Here is a 16,203-nt window from a genome sequence, read left to right on the forward strand (position 1 = left end):
TCGGCCCTCACCTGCGCACACCTCCGCATCATTCCTCGAAAGTATTGATCATGCTGAAGGCCGCCCGCTCCAGGTAGTCCCACAGCTGGGACTCGTGGGCCGGTGCCAGGTCCAGGGAGTCCACGGCGGTGCGCATGTGCGCCAGCCAGCGGTCCCGGGCGTCGGGGTTGACCTTGAACGGCGCGTGCCGCATCCGCAGCCGGGGATGCCCGCGCTGCTGGCTGTACGTCGTGGGACCACCCCAGTACTGCTCCAGGAACAGCGTGAGGCGCTCCTTCGCCGGCCCGAGATCCTCCTCGGGATACATGGGACGCAGGACCTCGTCGGTGGCCACGCCCTCGTAGAACACGTCCACGAGGCGCACGAACGTCGCATGGCCACCGGCGTCGTCGTAGAAGCTGGGGGTCGTCACCGGCACATCCTCCCAGACGCCCTGGCCAGGCGTCCGTGGCGCCCGTCACGCCCCCGCTCCCGCACCACTTCCGCCTCCCGGCCCGGCCGGGGACGGGTTAGGGTGGTCACGGAACTGCAACGACGCACTCCGACACACTCACCCTGGGGAGACAGCGAATGAGCAAGGCGGAAGACATCCTCGCGGCCCTCGGCGGCACCACCAACGTCCTCGAGCTCGAGCCGTGCATCACCCGGCTGCGCGTCCAGGTCACCGACCCGCAGCTCGTCGACGAGCCGGCGCTGAAGCACTCCGGTGCGTTCGGCGTCGTGCGCTCCGGCCGCATCATCCAGGTCATCGTCGGCCCCGAGGCGGACAACCTCGCCGCCGAGCTCGACGGGCGGCTCGCCTCGGCCTGACCCGTCCCCGACACGAGAACGCCCGCCGGACCCGTAGGTCCGGCGGGCGTCGACGTCCGCTGCGGGGTCAGCCCTCGTCCGACGGCGCGGCCACCGGCACGGCCCGCCGGACCCCCACCGAGCGCAGCTCCGACTGGGCGGCGCGCAGCAGCGCACGCGAGACGTCCCACTGGATGCCCGGCTTGACCTGGGCCATCATCGAGAACGTCATCGAGAAGTCGTCCACGGCGTCCACACCGGAGCGCACGGCCGGCGGCTCGAGGAACTCGCCGCCGAGCTCGGCGTCCGCCGCCACCGTCTCGCAGGCCCGGTCGAGCGCCGCCCGCACCACCTCGACGTCGGCGTCCACCGGCACCCGCACCTGGGCCATCGCCCGCGACCAGCGCTGCGTGCGGTTGCCGGCCCGCAGGATCTCGCCGTTGCGCACCCACCACAGGGTGCCGTCCAGGGCGCGCACCTGCGTGGTGCGCAGCTGGACCTGCTCGATGACGCCCTCCGCGCCGCCGCCGAGGTCGACCACGTCGCCCACGCCGTACTGGTCCTCGATGAGGATGAAGATGCCGGAGATGAAGTCGGTGACCAGCGACTGCGCACCGAAACCGATGGCGACACCTACGAGACCGGCGGAGGCCAGCAGCGGGCCGACGTCGAGGCCGACCTGGGCCAGGATGCTCAGCAGGATCATCACGCCGATGACGATGTTGGCGGTCGAGTTCAGCACCGAGCCGACCGTGCGGGCGCGCTGGGCGCGGCGTTCGGAGGTCAGCGGGTTCGCCACCGCGATCGCGTCCTCCATGAGGGGCGCCCGGCGGAACCAGTCCTTCCACGACTTCTCGGCAGACGCCTGACCGCCCACGGCGATCCGCTCGGTCACGTGGGAGATGACCCGGCGCAGCAGCACCAGCAGGACGATGCCCACCACGAGGATGACGATGACGTGCAGGGGCCACCCGAGGAACCAGTCCCAGAAGGACTGCCCGGCCTCGGAGACGCCTTCCACGGTGTTCTCGAGGACACCCTCGGAGGGACTGGGGCTCGGGTCGGTGTCGAACGGCAGGAGATAGGTCACGTTTGCATCACGCACGCCGTCCACCGTAACGGGCGTCGCCGACGGCCGAAACCGGCCGACCTGGACCGTCGGTGCGTGGGGATACTGCCTGCCTGCGGCGAAGATGGCAGGATCGTGCCTGTGAGCGAGACGGAGAACACCCAGGCCGTGCCCGACGGCGATGCGCGTTCCGAGCTGCAACAGCTCGCCGCCGCGCACGGCGTGCTCACCGAGTACCAGCGGTTCGGAGGGGACACCGTGGCGGTGTCCGACGCGACGCTGCGCGCGGTGCTGTCCGCGCTCGGCGTCGACGTCGGCGGGCCCCAGCAGGTCTCCCACGCGCTGCGTCGTGCACGGGACGCCGCCTGGCGCGACGTGCTGCCGCCCACGGTCGTGACCCGTCACGGCCACGAGCACCGGATCGGCGTGCACGTCACCGACGGCGCCTCGGTGCATGTCTGGCTGGAGCTCGACGGCGCCGAGCCCGCCTCGCGCGCGCACGCCGTGCGGCCGCGACGCGACCTGCAGCAGGTCGACGAGTACGTCGAGCCCCGCGACGTCGACGGGCGCCGCGTGGGGCGGGCCACGTTCGCGGTCCCCGCCGACGTCCCGCTGGGGTGGCACACCCTGCACGCGCTGTCCGAGGGGCACGAGTCCACCTCCACCCTCGTGGTCACCCCGGCGCGCCTCGATCTCGGGGACGACCTGGAACGTCACCAGGCCTGGGGCGTGCTGGTCCAGCTGTACTCGGTGCGGTCGCACACCTCGTGGGGGCTCGGCGACCTCGCCGACCTGGCCGACCTCGCGTGGCTGACGTCGCACCGGGCCGGCGCGGACTTCGTCGCGGTCAACCCGTTGGCCGCCGCCGAACCGATCACCCCGATGACGCCGTCGCCCTACCTGCCGACCTCGCGCCGGTTCGGCAACCCCCTGTACGTCCGCGTCGAGGACATCCTCGAGACCGCCTACCTCTCGGCCGCCGACCGGTCTCTCGTCGAGTGGGCGGCCGACCCCGTCCGCGACCTGGACGCCTCCGACGGCCCGATCGACCGCGACGCCGTCTGGTCGGCCAAGAAGGCCGCGCTCGAGGTGGTGCACACCGCTCCGCGACGCGCCGCCCGGCAGGCCGCCTACGAGGAGTTCCTGGCGGTCCAGGGGGGCGGGCTGCAGGACTTCGCCACCTGGTGCGCCGTCACCGAGGAGCTCGCCGGACGCCCGTGGCCGGCTGAGCTCGCCGACCCCGCCGGACCCGGCGTCACGGCAGCACGCGAGCGGCTCGCCGACCGCGTCGACTTCTACTGCTGGCTGCAGTGGGTGTTCGACGAGCAGAAGCGCTCCGCGCAACGCACCGCCGTCGAGTCCGGGATGCGCGTCGGCATCATGCACGACCTCGCCGTCGGGGTGCACCCCGAGGGTGCGGACGCGTGGGCGCACGCCGACGTCCTCGCCACCGGCGTCGGCGTCGGCGCACCGCCGGACATGTACAACCAGCAGGGTCAGAACTGGTCCCAGCCGCCGTGGAACCCCGAGGCGCTCGCCCGCGCCGGCTACGTCCCGTACCGGGACATGCTGCGCACCGCGCTGCGTCACGCCGGGGCGTTGCGCGTCGACCACATCCTCGGTCTGTTCCGGCTCTGGTGGGTGCCGGACGGCATGGCCCCGACCGACGGCGCGTACGTCCGCTACGACCACGACGCGTTGATCGGCATCCTGTGCCTCGAGGCGCAGCGGGCCGGGGCGCACGTCATCGGCGAGGACCTCGGCGTCTTCGAACCCTGGGTGCGCGACTACCTCGCCGACCGCGGCGTGCTCGGCACCTCCGTGCTCTGGTTCGAGAAGACCGACGGCCGCCTCACCGCGCCGCAGGAGTACCGCCACCTGACGCTCGCCACCGTCGGCACCCACGACATGCCGCCGACGGCGGGGTACCTGGCGGGCGAGCACGTCGACCTGCGCGACCGGCTCGGGCTGCTCACCGAGGACGCGCAGGTGCTGCGCTCGCAGGCGCGCGCCGAGCGTGACGTCGCCGTGCGGGCGCTCGCCGAGCAGGGTCTCCTCGCCGACAACCCCTCCGAGCGGGAGGTCGTCGAGGCCCTGCACCGGTACCTGCGTCGCTCGCGGGCGGCCCTGGTCGGGGTACAGCTCGTCGACGCGGTGGGGGAGCGGCGGTCGCAGAACCAGCCCGGTACCGACACCGAGTACCCGAACTGGAAGGTGCCGCTGGGCGACTCGGCGGGCAACGTGGTGCTGGTGGAGGACCTGTTCGACAACGCCCGCCTGCGCTCGCTGTTCGCCGCCGTCGCCTCCGGCCGCTGAGCGCAACCGTCGAGGTAGGCAACCTTCCCGCGAGGTAGGCAACTCTTCGCTGAGGTAGGCGACCTCCCGCCGAGGTAGGCGACCCCCCGCCGAGGTAGGCAACGATCCGCGAGGTAGCACACATTCGGTGTGCTACCTCGCGGAGTTCTTGCCTACGTCGCGGGTCCCTTGCCTACGTCGGCGGGAGTTGGCCTACCTCGCGGGGAGGTTGCCTGCCTCGCGAGGAGGGGGAGCGGGAGGCAGATCAGGCGTCGACGGCCTGCGCCGCCAGCGCCCGCTCCGTGCCGGCCAGCCCCTCGACCACCATCCGGCGCAGCGCCGGGGCGACGTCGGGGTGCGCCTCGAGCCAGCCGCGCACGGTGTCCCGCAGCTCGACGGAGGCCAGCGGCGCCGGGTAGAGCCCTTCGACGAGCTCCTCGGCGATGTGGTAGCTGCGCGACTCCCAGATCGGCAGCAGCGCGTCGACGTACCGCTGGGCGAACGGCGCCAGCACGGCTGGGTCGGTCACCTGGACGAACCCTGCCGCGGTGGCGCGGATGATGGCGTTCGGGGCGTCCGCGTCGTCGACGACGGAGGCGAAGGCCCGCTCCTTGCCCTCGCGGGTCGGGATCGCGGCCCGGGCCTTGGCGGCCGCCTGGCGGCCGGTGGCGGTGTCGTCGGCGGCCAGCGCGGCGTCGATCTCGGCCTCGTCGGCGGCACCGAGCAGTACCAGACCCTGAAGCAGCTCCCAGCGCAGGTCCGTGTCCACCGACAGGCCGTCGAGCACCACGGAGCCGTCGAGCAGCCCGCGCAACGGCGCGGCGTGGGACGACGTCGAGGCGAGCGTCGCGAAGTACTTGACGAGCTGCAGCTGCAGGTCGGAGCCGGCCTGGGCCTGCTGGGCCAGCGACCACAGCGCGTCACCGACCCGCTCCAGCGTCTCGGCCCGGCGCGACGGCGCCACATAGGTTCGCGTGGCCAGCCCGAGCTGGGCGAGCGTGGTGCGGACCGTGGTGGACTCGGTCTCGGCGGCGATGTTGCCGAGCACGAGGTCGACGTACGACGACGCCGGGGTCTCGCCGTCGCGCACCGCGTCCCACACCGAACCCCACACGAGGGAGCGCGCCAGCGGGTCGGAGATCCGCGACAGGTTCTCGACCGCGAAGGCCAGCGAGTCCTCGTCGAGACGCACCTTGGCGTAGGCGAGGTCGTCGTCGTTGACCAGCACGAGCGCGGGCTTGTCGAGCTCGATGAGCTCGGGGACCTCGGTCCGCTCGCCGTCGACGTCCACGTGCACCGACCGCGTGCGCACGACGTCACCGGCGGAGTCGAAGTCGTAGAAGCCGATGCCCAGACGGTGCGGTCGGATCGTCGGGTAGTCGGCCACCGCCGTCTGCTCGACGACGAACGAGGTGATCCGGCCGTGCGAGTCCAGCTCGATCGTCGGGCGGAGGGTGTTGACGCCGGCGGTCTCGAGCCAGAGCTTCGACCATGCGGACAGGTCGCGGCCGCTGGTGGCCTCGAGCTCGACGAGCAGGTCGGACAGCTCGGTGTTGCCCCAGGCGTGCTTGCGGAAGTACGCCGAGACGCCGGCGACGAACTCGTCGCGCCCCACCCAGGCGACGAGCTGCTTGAGCACCGACGCGCCCTTGGCGTACGTGATGCCGTCGAAGTTGACCTGCACGTCCTCCAGGTCGTTGATGGCCGCGACGATCGGGTGGGTCGAGGGCAGCTGGTCCTGGCGGTAGGCCCAGGTCTTCTCCATCGCGTTGAACGTGGTCCACGCCGCGTCCCACTCGGTCGCCTCGGCGGTGGCGAGCGTGGAGACGTACTCGGCGAACGACTCGTTGAGCCACAGGTCGTTCCACCACTTCATGGTCACCAGGTCGCCGAACCACATGTGCGCCAGCTCGTGCAGCACCGTGACCACCCGGCGCTCGCGGATGGCGTCGGTGACCTGGGAGCGGAAGACGTAGGCCTCCGTGAACGTCACGCAGCCCGGGTTCTCCATCGCGCCCATGTTGTACTCGGGCACGAACAGCTGGTCGTACTTGTCGAACGGGTACGGGACGTCGAACGTCTTCTCGTAGAAGTCGAACCCCTGGCGGGTGGTCTCCATGATCGCCTCGGCGTCCAGGTGCTCCGACAGCGAGGCGCGGCAGTACACGCCCAGCGGGATCACGCGCCCGTCCGACGACGTCACCTCACCGCGCTCGACGGCGTACGGCCCGGCGACCAGGGCCACCAGGTAGGTGGAGATGCGCGGCGTCGCACCGAACTCCCAGCGCGCGGCCTCGACGTCGCCGTCGGTCGCGTGTGTCGCGGCGACCGGCTCCGGCGTCGGCTGGTTGGCGACGACCTGCCAGCGCGCGGGGGCCGTCACGGACAGCTGGAAGGGCGCCTTGAGGTCGGGCTGCTCGAACGTGGCGAACACGCGGCGGGCGTCCGGCACCTCGAACTGGGTGTAGAGGTACACCTCGCCGTCGACCGGGTCGACGAAGCGGTGCAGGCCCTCGCCGGTGTTCATGTAGGCGCAGTCGGCGACGACGCGCACCTCGTTGTCGGCGGCGAGGTCCGACAGCGCGATGCGGGAGTCCGCGAAGACCTCGGCGACGTCGAGGGTGCGGCCGTTCAGCACGATCTCGTGCACGGTGGGCGCCACGAGGTCGAGGAAGGTGCTGGCGCCCGCGGTCGCGGAGAACCGGATGGTCGTGGTCGAGGAGAACACCTCGGGGCCGGTGGTCAGGTCGAGGTCGATCGTGTAGCCCTCGACGGCGGTGACGACGTCGGCGCGCTCGATCGCTTCGACGCGGGTCAGGTTCTCTCCGGGCACGGGTGCTCCCTCGGACGGTGGCAGTCGGCAGTCGCGAGGTTGTCGCGACACGCCGCCGATCATGCCATTCTTCGGCGCGCGGACCGAACCGTCCGACGTCGGCGCCGCGGGCCGGCGGCGCGGGCCGGCGTCGGGCGCGCGGTTCGACCGTCGCCGCGGATCGTGACATCCTGCGCTGTGCGTGTTTGACGCGGCGGCGTGCGGAACGCCGGCCGCGGGAGGGAGCGCAGATGTCCGGCACCGTGCCGCCACCACCGCCGCCGCCGGGTGGGCCGCAGGGCCCCGGTGGGGAGTCCGCACGCCCCGCAGCAGCCCGGAACGTGCACGCCCCGATCCCGCCGGCACCGACCGAGCGCAGCGCGCCGGTGCAGTCGCCCGCCCCGGCGCCCGCCCCGGTGCGGGCGCCGTCGTACCCGGCCGGGACGCAGCAGTGGGCCCCGCAGGCGCCACCGCCCGCTCCGGCGCCCCACGGCCACCAGCAGCCGAGCGCGCCGCCGCAGTCCCCGCAGCAGTACGGCTACACCCCGCAGCAGTACGCCTACCAGCAGGCGGGCGGGCCGCCGCCCACGACGCAGAGCCCTGCCGTGGGCGACGACGACCGGCGCCGCCGGCTGACGCCCGGTTGGATCGCGTTCATCCTGCTGGACGTGGTCCTCGTCGTGGTGATGGTGGTGCTCGCCTTCGACCTGCTGGGCGGCCCGGACGACTCCGGCGAGCAGGACCCGGTCGCGGGCGCCTCGCAGGACGCCGGCACCGACACCTCGGGCGAGGACGGCACCGGCGACGAGGCCGCCCAGGACGCGGCCGGGGAGCAGGTGGCGGAGTTCGCCTCGCCGTCGCGCAACATCACCTGCCAGGTGTACGAGAACGAGGTCTCCTGCGGGCTCGCGGAGCTGGACCAGCAGCCGGCGCCGGTCGAGGGCTGCGACGGCACGACCGGCTACGTGGTGACGCTGGACTCCGAGGGCAAGGTCGCGCTGCCGTGCGTGGCCAAGGGTGACAAGCCGAAGACCGCGCCGAAGAAGACCAGTCAGCTGGCCTACGGCGACTCGCGCACCGACGGCGACTTCACGTGCACGAGCGAGCAGGACGGCATGTACTGCGAGCACGACCCGACCGGGAACGGCTTCTCCCTGGCCCGCGCGGGCGTCGGGACGTACTGAGCAGGTCGCGCTCGCCGGTCCCGCCCGGCCTGCCACGGACGGCGGGCCGGGCGGGATCCGGTCACCAGATGCTGACCCGCTCGTCGGGTGCCAGGTAGAGCGCGTCGTCCGCGCCGACGTCGAACGCCGCGTAGAACTCGTCGACGTTACGCACCACGCCGTTGCAGCGGAACTCGTTGGGCGAGTGCGGGTCGGTGGCCAGGCGGCGCAGCACCTCCTCGTCGCGGCCCTTGGCCTGCCACACCTGGGCCCAGGAGAGGAACACGCGCTGCAGCCCGGTCAGGCCGTCGATGACGGGGGCGTCGTCGAGGTCTCCGCCCAGCGCCAGGCGGTAGGCCTTGATCGCGATGGACAGTCCGCCGAGGTCGCCGATGTTCTCGCCGATGGTGAGCGACCCGTTGACGGTGGGGGCGTCGTCGGGCAGCTGTTCGGGCCGGAACGCGTCGTACTGGGCGATCAGCGCCGAGGTGCGGCGCTCGAACTCGGTGCGGTCGGTCTCGGTCCACCAGTCCTCGAGCCGGCCGTCGCCGTCGTACTTGGATCCCTGGTCGTCGAACCCGTGGCCGATCTCGTGTCCGATGACCGCGCCGATGCCGCCGTAGTTGACGGCGTCGTCGGCGTCCGGGTCGAAGAACGGCGGGTGCAGGATCGCCGCCGGGAACACGATCTCGTTCATCCCGGGGTTGAAGTAGGCGTTGACGGTCTGCGGGGTCATGAACCACTCGTCGCGGTCGAGCGGCTTGCCGATCTTGGCGAGCTCGTGGTCCTGCTCGAACGCGTGGGCGCGCCGGACGTCGCCGACCAGGTCCTCGGCGGACAGCTCGAGCCCGGAGTAGTCGCGCCACTTCGCCGGGTAGCCCACCTTCGGGGTGAACTTCGACAGCTTGGTCAGGGCCCGCTGCTTCGTCTCGGGGGTCATCCAGTCGAGCTGCTCGATGGACTCGCGGTAGGCGGCGATGAGGTTCGCCACGAGCGTGTCCATGCGGTCCTTGTGCGACGGCGGGAAGTGGCGGGACACGTACTCACGGCCGACGGCCTCCCCGAGCGCACCCTGGACCACGGTGACGCCGCGCTTCCACCGGTCGCGCAGCTCCTGGGCGCCGGACAGGGTTCGCCCGTAGAAGTCGAAGTTGGCCTGCACGACGTCGTCGCTCAGGTAGGGGGCGCGTGCGGTGACCAGGTGGAACGCGGCCCAGAGCTTCCAGTCGAGCAGGTCGGCGCTCGACCACAGCTCGGCGAAGCCCGTGAGGAACGACGGCTCGTGCACGACGAGCGCGTCGAGCGACCCGCTCGGTGCCTCGAGCGCCTCGGCCCACGCCTCCCAGTCGAACCCGGGCGCGGAGCCGGTCAGCTCGGCGAACGTCATCGGGTTGTACGTCAGCGTCGCGTCACGGTCCTTGACGACGTCCCAGTGGTGTGCGGCCAGACGCGTCTCGAGCGCCACGACGCGCTCGGCCGCCACCTCGGGCGTGACGCCCCAGGCCTCGGTGCCGACGCCGGCGATCGAGAGCATGCGGGCGACGTGCGGCGTGTACGCGGCGCGGACCGGGGCGTACTGGTCCTCGCGGTAGTAGGCCTCGTCGGGCAGGCCGAGGCCCCCCTGGACGACGACCGTGACGTATCGCTCGGGGTCCTTGGCGTCGTTGTCGACGCCGAACGCGACGGCACCGCCGGCGCCGGTGCGCTGCAGGCGGCCCAGCACGCGGGTGAGCTCGGCGCGGTCGGCGACGTCGCGGACCGCGGTGAGCTCCGGGGCGATGGGTGTGGTGCCGAGCTCCTCGATGCGCGCGGTGTCCATGAACGCGGCGTACAGGGCGCCGATCTGCGCCTGGGACCCGGTGGCGGTGCCCGCCTCGACGGCGGCGCCGGCGTCGGTGATGATCTCGCGGACCTGCTCCTCGGCGGTGTCGTGCAGGTCGCGGAACGCGCCGTCCATGGCGCGGTCGGCGGGGATCTCGTGCGAGGCGAGCCAGCGGCCGTTGACGTGGCGGAACAGGTCGTCCTGCGGGCGCACGGACTCGTCGAGTGCTTCGGTGTCGATACCGGATCGCAGCCCGGTCGCGTCGGTCGTCATGGCGCCACCCTACGCGCGCGTGCCGGTCTCCGAGACGGCGCGCCGGTCCCGCCGCCGGTGGGTGACAATGGGTCCCATGCGTCTGCACATCGCCGCCGATCACGCCGGATACGAGCTCAAGTCCCACCTCGTCGAGCACCTGCGCGCCGCCGGGCACGACGTCGTCGACCACGGCGCCCACACCTACGACGCCCTCGACGACTACCCGGCGTTCTGCTTCGCCGCGGGCGAGGCGGTCGTGGCCGAGCCCGGTTCGCTGGGGATCGTCATCGGAGGGTCGGGCAACGGCGAGCAGATCGCCGCGAACAAGGTTCCCGGCGTGCGCGCCGTCCTGGCGTGGTCGACCGAGACCGCGCAGCTGGGCCGCCAGCACAACGACGCCAACGTGATCGCCGTGGGCGGGCGGATGCACTCGGTGCAGGAGGCCACGGCCCTGGTCGAGACGTTCGTGGCCGAGCCCTTCTCCGGCGACGCCCGCCACCAGCGCCGCATCGACCAGCTCGCCGCCTACGAGGCGGCCCGGCCGACCGCCTCCTGAGGTGCCGGAGGGTCACACCGTCCACCGGCTGGCCCGGACCCTGACGGGACTGTTCGCCGGTGAGCCGCTCGCCGTGCGCAGCCCGCAGGGACGGTTCGACGCCGGTGCCGCGCTGCTCGACGGCGCCACGTTGGTCGGTGCCGAGGCGTGGGGCAAGCAGCTCTTCTGCCGGTTCGACGCCCGCGGCGCCGAGGAGCGGTGGCTGCGGGTGCACCTGGGCCTCTACGGCGCCTGGACGTTCGCCGGTGACGGCAGTGCCGACGTCGTGCACGCCATCGGTGCGCCGCGTCGGCGGATCGGGGAGCGCGAGACCGCCGCCCCTCCCAGGCCACCGGTGTCGGGAGCGGCCGTTCCCGGCCCGGGCACCGGCTCGGGGGAGTGGGAGGTGCCGGAGCCGCGCGGCGCGGTGCGGGTGCGGCTGCTGGGCGAGCACGCCGTCGCCGACCTGACCGGCCCGACCGCCTGCGAGGTGCTCACGCCCGCCGAGAAGGCCGCCGTCGAGGACCGCCTGGGACCGGACCCGATCCGGCCCGACGGCGGTCGCGGCTCGCTGCAGGCGGCCCGCGCCGCGTTCGTCGCCCGGGTGGGCCGCTCCCGCGTCACCGTCGGCCAGCAGCTCATGGACCAGGCCGTGGTGGCCGGGGTCGGCAACATCTACCGCGCCGAGGTGCTGTTCCGCGCCGGCGTCGACCCGCTGCTCCCCGGCCGCGACGTGCCCGCCGAGGACCTCGAGCGGATCTGGGACGACCTCGTCGTGCTGATGCGCGACGGCGCCGCCACCGGTCGCATCGTCACCACCCGTCCGGAGCACCGGGACGACGGCGGCGCACCGGACGCGCGGGACGGCACCGCGTCGCTCGGCCCGGACCGCCGTCGGACCCGCCAGAACACCGACGACGACCCGGACGCCGTGCCCGCGCACGAGGCGTTCTACGTCTACCACCGCGACGGGCTGCCCTGCCGCGTGTGCGGCACCCCGGTGCTGCTCAAGGAGCTGGCGGGACGCAACCTGTTCTGGTGCGGCGCCTGCCAGAGCTGACCGGGCTCAGAACACCCAGCCGCACACCGGGGCGACGGGCCAGCCGAACGCCGTCGACGCCCGGGCGAGAGCGCCCGGCGAACGCTGCTCGACCAGACCCGCGGCGGCGAGCTCGGCCAGCGACGTCCCACCGAGGTAGGCGGCACCGAGCTCGCGCACGTCGAGGGCCAGGTCCGCGTCGGCGGCCGCCAGGTCCGAGGGTTCGCAGGTCGCCGCACCGAACGCGGTCGCGCTCAGCCGCCACACGCCGTCGTTCGCGGGTAGGCGGGCGTCCGTCACCGCGAGCGTGACGTCGACGTCGGCGGCGTACCGCCGGCCCGCCAGCGCCGTGGGCAGGTCGACCAGCCGGACCCAGACGTTGTCGGCGACCCGCAGGTCGGCGCCCCGCCGGTCCACGAGCAGGCCGAGCAGCGGGTCGTCCGGAGCGAGGATGAACGGCGTCGTCTCGCTCATCAGGTCCAGGTCCACCAGCACGCCCCACAGGGCGCGGGCCGCGGGGGCGTCGAGCGCCACCGCCTCGCCGACGTTGACCGTGCCGCGCGGTCCCGTGGTCTCCCAGTCCAGCTTGCGGCGCAGCAGCGCGTAGCCGCGGGGCTCGCCGTCTCGCTCGACGACGACGATCCGTCGCGACTCGAACCCCCGCCGGAACGGGGCCGCGTCGTGCCAGCGATGGGCCTGCAGCTCGGGGGTCTGCGGGCTCGCCCAGCCCGGACGGTTCACCCCGAGCCCGCCCGCGTCCTGCCCGGCCGCGCGGTGCACGGCGGTCACGAGGTCGCCGTGACGCTCCCGCGCGGCGTGCTCGATCCGGACGGTGTGCTCCGCCGCACCCGGCACGTCGCGCAGCGCAGCACCGCGGGCGAGCGTGACACGGACGTCGTCGGCAGCACGGCCGTACCCGAATCGCCCGTAGATCGGGTACTCGGCGGCGAACAGCGCCGACAGCGGCTCGCCGCGCTCGCGGCACCGGACCAGGTGCAGGTCGATCATCGCCGACGCGACACCGCGCCGCCGGTGCTGCGGGTGGACGCCTACCCAGGTCAGCCCGGCGGTCGGCAGCGTGCCGCCCGGCACCGGGAACTCCGTGAACGGGTACGAGGCGTGCATGGCCGCCAGGGGCGACCCCGCTGGCGCGTCGTCGACCTCGACGCCGACCGCGCGGTCCCAGGTGAGGGGGGAGGGGATCTTGACCATCTCGTCCGGGTCGACCGGGATCGGGAAGGCCCACGAGTCGACGTCGATCACGGCGCGGGCGTCGTCGGCGGTCAGCTGGCGGAACCGGTAGCCGGCGGGCGCGGGGGAGTCGAGGGTCATGACTCGATCCTGCAGTCCGGGGCGACCGCACGCCAGGAGATATCCGCGACCCGGTCGGTGATGCCACGATGACCTCATGACGACGACCCGGTCCGCGGACCCCGAGGGATTCCGGCACCGTCCGCTGCACGGGGTGGACGGGTGAGCGCCGACACGACCGTCCCGCCCGCCGAGGAGTACCTCGCCGAGGTGCTCGCCGTCGTCGAACGCGTGCCGGCCGGGCGCGCCACCACCTACGGGCTGGTCGCCGAGGCGGTCGCCGAGGTGCTCGGACGCGGCGGACCGCGCCAGGTCGGCCAGGTGATGGCGCGGGCCGGCGCGGGAGTCGCCTGGTGGCGGGTCGTCAACGCGGCCGGGTCCCTGCCGGCCCATCACCTCGACGAGGCGCTCGCCGAGCTGCGGGCCGAGGGCTGCCCGCTGACGCGCGACGGACGCCGCGTCGACCTGCGGCGGGCGGTCTGGCTGCCCTGAGCTCCGGCTGGCCTGAGCTCAGGCTGGCCTGAGACCTGGTAGTCCTGGGCGCGCGGCCCCGTCCCGCCCGCCTGCCTCAGCCGAGCAGAGCCGCGACCGACGCCGGGTCGCCCTGGGCGAGCAGCGTGGTCAGCGCCGTGCCCTCCCAGCGGGCCAGGTCCGTGCGGACCTTCTGCGCCGGGCCGACCAGGGCGATCTCCTCGACGAGCTCGGTGGGGATCGCCCGTGCGGCATCCTCCTTGCGCCCGTCCAGGTAGAGCCGCTGGACCTCGTCGGTGACCTCGGCGTACCCCAGCCGGTCCAACGAGTCCTTGTGGAAGTTCGCGCCCTTGGCGCCCATGCCACCCACGTACAGCGCGACGTGCGGGCGGACCAGGTCGGCGGCGGACTCGACGTCGTCGCGCACCACCACCGGCACCATCGCCGCGACCTCGAAGCCGTCCGTGGCCGAGCGCTCGTCGGCGCGGCGCGCGAACCCGGCAGCGAGCTGCTCGCGGTGCTCGGCGTCGGCGGTGGGTGCGTAGAAACCGGCGAGCCATCCGTCGGCGATCTCGGCGGCCAGCGCCACGTTCTTCGGCCCTTGCGCGGCCAGCACGATGGGGATCTCGGGCCGCAGAGGATGCACCGTCGGCTTCAGGGCCTTGCCCAGGCCGGTCGCCCCGGGGGCGTCGGCGCCGACCGGGAGGCTGAAGAACTCGCCGTCGTACGCCACGGGTCGTTCGCGGGCGATCACCTCACGCACGATGTCGACGTACTCGCGGGTGCGGGCCAGCGGGCGGCGGTAGGGCTGGCCGTACCAGCCCTCGACGACCTGGGGGCCCGAGGCCCCGAGCCCGAGCACGAAACGTCCGCCCGAGAGGTGGTCCAGGGTGAGGGCCTGCATGGCGGTCGCGGTGGGGGTGCGGGCGGCCATCTGTGCGATGCCGGTGCCGAGCCGCAGGCGAGAGGTGTGCGAGCCCCACCAGGCCAGCGGGGTGAAGGCGTCGGAACCGTACGCCTCGGCGGTCCAGACCGAGTCGAGCCCTGCGGCCTCGCCCTGCTGCAACGCCTCGACGATGCCGGTCGGTGGCTTGCGGGACCAGTAGCCGGTCTGGATGCCGATGCGCAGCGCGGTCATGGGGCTCCTCGTCGAGTCAGTGTCTAGGACGTGCGGTCGCAGGTAGTCACTGTAGTCGACGTCTGTCCTGGGACGGTGTCTCCGGCGCCCTACGACGCTGCGTCGGAGCGGGCCCGGTCGGCCATCGTGTTGAGCAGGGCAGCGGCCTCGGCGGCACCGTCGACGGTGACGACGAACCCGCGTCCCCCGGAGCGCTCGACGAGCAACGCCTCGCCGGAGCGCAGCACGATGCCGACGCGGCCGCCCTGGAAGCCCACGCGCCATCCCCAACCACCGAAGTCGCCGAGCGGGTTGACCTGGATCACCGAGGCGGACAGCACCTCGTCGGCGGGGATGCGTGCGCGTGGCCAGCCGAGCGCCGACCGTGCCACGAGGCCCGCGGAGTCGACCTGCACGACGAAGGCGAACATCGCCGCGAACAGCGCCGCCATCGCCGCTGCCAGGACCAGCATCACCCACAGCTGGGTGAGGAGGGACATCAGGACGATGCCGGCGACCGCGACCACGCCGATCCACACTCCCGGGCCGCCGGTGACGCGACGGATCCAGACGGCGCGCTCGCTGTCGGACAGGGTGGCGCGCGGCGCCGCGGGGTCCACGGGCTCCTCGGCGGGTTGGTGCGGATCCCCGGGGACGAGGAACGCGGCCACCCCGGCCGGGACCAACGGGGCCAGCAGCACCACGGCCAGCGCCCAGCCGGGCAGGGTGGCCGTGTCGGGTGTGTCGCTGCCGCGCTGGAACCCCGCGGTGACCAGCAGGAGGGAGGCGCCCAGGGCCCCCGACCAGACGGCGGCGGCCGCGGTGGTACGGCGGGTCGAGGCGCTGGAGCCCCAGGCCAGGCCGATCGCCGCGAACAGGATCAGCAGGCCGACCGTCGTCGCCGTCGCCACGACGATCATGCCCGTGACCGACATCGTGTCGTCCGGGACGCCGCCGGCTCCCCAGTGGGTGGCGACCTGGTCGGGCAGCTGGTCGCGCCAGCTCCACACCACCGCGGCGGCGGCGCCCGTCAGGCCGAGCCCGACGAGGGTGGACCAGAGCGTGGACCGGCGGGCTCGCCGTCGCCAGGTGGGGGCGGGGGAGTCGTGGTGAGCGTTCATCGCTTGAGCTCCTCCTGGAGCAGGGTGGTCGTGGCTTCGGGGGAGAGTCGTGCCTGGCGGGCGGCAGCGACGAAGCGGGCGAGGGCTTCCTCGACCGCGGTGAGGTCGGCCGGGGTGCCGGTGACGACGGCGCCGCGGGAACGTCGAAGATCGACGAGTCCCTCGTCCCGGAGCTGTTGGTAGGCGCGCAGGACCGTGTGCACGTTGAGGTCCAGGGACGTGGCGAGCTCTCGGGCTGCGGGCAGCCGCTCGCCGGGGGTCAGGTCGCCGCGCGTGACGGCGAGGCGGGCCTGGGTGACGAGCTGTGCATACAGCGGCTCGTCGCTCGCAGGGTCGACGGTCCAGAGCATGGCGCTAATCTACTAGTTCTATCTCATGTAGAACAAGTAGCCCACGGGTCTCCC

General features: G+C 73.2%; 14 protein-coding genes. 6 read left to right on the forward strand and 8 right to left on the reverse strand.

The annotated features are described in order from the left end of the window. Window positions 1-28: 28 nt before the first annotated feature. Window positions 29-412 (reverse strand): globin, encoded by a 384-nt coding sequence (locus HDG68_RS10415; RefSeq protein WP_172151792.1) that lies wholly within the window; start codon window positions 410-412, stop codon window positions 29-31. Window positions 413-570: 158 nt separating this feature from the next. Between HDG68_RS10415 and HDG68_RS10420 the strand changes: the two genes are divergently transcribed. Beyond that, a complete protein-coding gene (locus tag HDG68_RS10420) occupies window positions 571-810 on the forward strand; it encodes a PTS sugar transporter subunit IIB (protein ID WP_172151794.1) in 240 nt (79 codons plus the stop codon). Window positions 811-877: 67 nt separating this feature from the next. On the opposite strand, the gene HDG68_RS10425 is transcribed toward HDG68_RS10420, so the two are convergent. Beyond that, window positions 878-1,894 (reverse strand): mechanosensitive ion channel family protein, encoded by a 1,017-nt coding sequence (locus tag HDG68_RS10425; RefSeq protein WP_343037530.1) that lies wholly within the window; start codon window positions 1,892-1,894, stop codon window positions 878-880. A gap of 105 nt (window positions 1,895-1,999) precedes the next feature. On the opposite strand from HDG68_RS10425, the gene malQ reads away from it, so the two are divergent. Further along, window positions 2,000-4,174: a 4-alpha-glucanotransferase gene (gene malQ, locus HDG68_RS10430; protein ID WP_343037531.1), complete on the forward strand. Its 2,175-nt coding sequence runs from the start codon at window positions 2,000-2,002 to the stop codon at window positions 4,172-4,174. 244 nt (window positions 4,175-4,418) lie between these two features. Here malQ and pepN read toward each other — a convergent pair whose 3' ends face one another. After that, complete coding sequence (pepN, locus tag HDG68_RS10435) at window positions 4,419-6,986, reverse strand: aminopeptidase N (protein WP_172151800.1); 2,568 nt, start codon at window positions 6,984-6,986, stop codon at window positions 4,419-4,421. 230 nt (window positions 6,987-7,216) lie between these two features. Between pepN and HDG68_RS10440 the strand changes: the two genes are divergently transcribed. Next, window positions 7,217-8,149, forward strand: coding sequence for a hypothetical protein (locus tag HDG68_RS10440; protein WP_172151802.1), 933 nt, complete (start codon window positions 7,217-7,219; stop codon window positions 8,147-8,149). A gap of 61 nt (window positions 8,150-8,210) precedes the next feature. Here HDG68_RS10440 and HDG68_RS10445 read toward each other — a convergent pair whose 3' ends face one another. Then, the gene (locus HDG68_RS10445) at window positions 8,211-10,223 is read right to left on the reverse strand and encodes a M13 family metallopeptidase (protein WP_172151804.1); all 2,013 of its coding nucleotides are present in this window, start codon (window positions 10,221-10,223) and stop codon (window positions 8,211-8,213) included. A gap of 76 nt (window positions 10,224-10,299) precedes the next feature. On the opposite strand from HDG68_RS10445, the gene HDG68_RS10450 reads away from it, so the two are divergent. Together HDG68_RS10450 and HDG68_RS10455 are read left to right on the forward strand one after the other, a co-directional pair. Further along, window positions 10,300-10,761, forward strand: coding sequence for a ribose-5-phosphate isomerase (locus HDG68_RS10450; protein WP_172151806.1), 462 nt, complete (start codon window positions 10,300-10,302; stop codon window positions 10,759-10,761). 1 nt (window position 10,762) lies between these two features. Further along, window positions 10,763-11,800 carry a DNA-formamidopyrimidine glycosylase family protein gene (locus HDG68_RS10455; RefSeq protein ID WP_172151808.1) on the forward strand — a complete coding sequence of 346 codons (1,038 nt, stop codon included), beginning with the start codon at window positions 10,763-10,765 and terminating at the stop codon, window positions 11,798-11,800. A 6-nt stretch (window positions 11,801-11,806) separates the two neighbouring features. Here HDG68_RS10455 and HDG68_RS10460 read toward each other — a convergent pair whose 3' ends face one another. Continuing rightward, window positions 11,807-13,111, reverse strand: coding sequence for a GNAT family N-acetyltransferase (locus tag HDG68_RS10460; protein ID WP_172151810.1), 1,305 nt, complete (start codon window positions 13,109-13,111; stop codon window positions 11,807-11,809). 141 nt (window positions 13,112-13,252) lie between these two features. Here HDG68_RS10460 and HDG68_RS10465 point away from each other — a divergent pair, with 141 nt between their 5' ends. Further along, window positions 13,253-13,582 carry an MGMT family protein gene (locus HDG68_RS10465; RefSeq protein WP_172151812.1) on the forward strand — a complete coding sequence of 110 codons (330 nt, stop codon included), beginning with the start codon at window positions 13,253-13,255 and terminating at the stop codon, window positions 13,580-13,582. 76 nt (window positions 13,583-13,658) lie between these two features. Here the strand turns inward: HDG68_RS10465 and HDG68_RS10470 are convergent, their stop codons facing one another. From HDG68_RS10470 to HDG68_RS10480, 3 genes are all read right to left on the reverse strand, one after another. Beyond that, window positions 13,659-14,690, reverse strand: a complete 1,032-nt coding sequence (locus HDG68_RS10470; protein ID WP_172151880.1) for an LLM class F420-dependent oxidoreductase — start codon at window positions 14,688-14,690, stop codon at window positions 13,659-13,661. Between the two features lie 98 nt (window positions 14,691-14,788). Next, the gene (locus HDG68_RS10475) at window positions 14,789-15,799 is read right to left on the reverse strand and encodes a DUF1648 domain-containing protein (RefSeq protein ID WP_172151814.1); all 1,011 of its coding nucleotides are present in this window, start codon (window positions 15,797-15,799) and stop codon (window positions 14,789-14,791) included. Beyond that, the gene (locus tag HDG68_RS10480) at window positions 15,796-16,149 is read right to left on the reverse strand and encodes a GntR family transcriptional regulator (protein ID WP_172151816.1); all 354 of its coding nucleotides are present in this window, start codon (window positions 16,147-16,149) and stop codon (window positions 15,796-15,798) included. The genes HDG68_RS10475 and HDG68_RS10480 overlap by 4 nt, the downstream gene beginning before the upstream one ends. Window positions 16,150-16,203 lie beyond the last annotated feature (54 nt).

It is taken from the genome of Isoptericola chiayiensis (genome assembly GCF_013149805.1).
Classification (GTDB): domain Bacteria; phylum Actinomycetota; class Actinomycetes; order Actinomycetales; family Cellulomonadaceae; genus Isoptericola; species Isoptericola chiayiensis.

Excerpts from the sequence above, each read along its gene's own strand:
- HDG68_RS10420 (WP_172151794.1), top strand. The coding sequence starts at position 571 with ATGAGCAAGGCGGAAGACATCCTCGCGGCCCTCGGCGGCACCACCAAC.
- HDG68_RS10445 (WP_172151804.1), bottom strand. The coding sequence starts at position 10,223 with ATGACGACCGACGCGACCGGGCTGCGATCCGGTATCGACACCGAAGCA.
- HDG68_RS10450 (WP_172151806.1), top strand. The coding sequence starts at position 10,300 with ATGCGTCTGCACATCGCCGCCGATCACGCCGGATACGAGCTCAAGTCC.
- HDG68_RS10480 (WP_172151816.1), bottom strand. The coding sequence starts at position 16,149 with ATGCTCTGGACCGTCGACCCTGCGAGCGACGAGCCGCTGTATGCACAG.
- HDG68_RS10475 (WP_172151814.1), bottom strand. The coding sequence starts at position 15,799 with ATGAACGCTCACCACGACTCCCCCGCCCCCACCTGGCGACGGCGAGCC.
- HDG68_RS10460 (WP_172151810.1), bottom strand. The coding sequence starts at position 13,111 with ATGACCCTCGACTCCCCCGCGCCCGCCGGCTACCGGTTCCGCCAGCTG.
- HDG68_RS10440 (WP_172151802.1), top strand. The coding sequence starts at position 7,217 with ATGTCCGGCACCGTGCCGCCACCACCGCCGCCGCCGGGTGGGCCGCAG.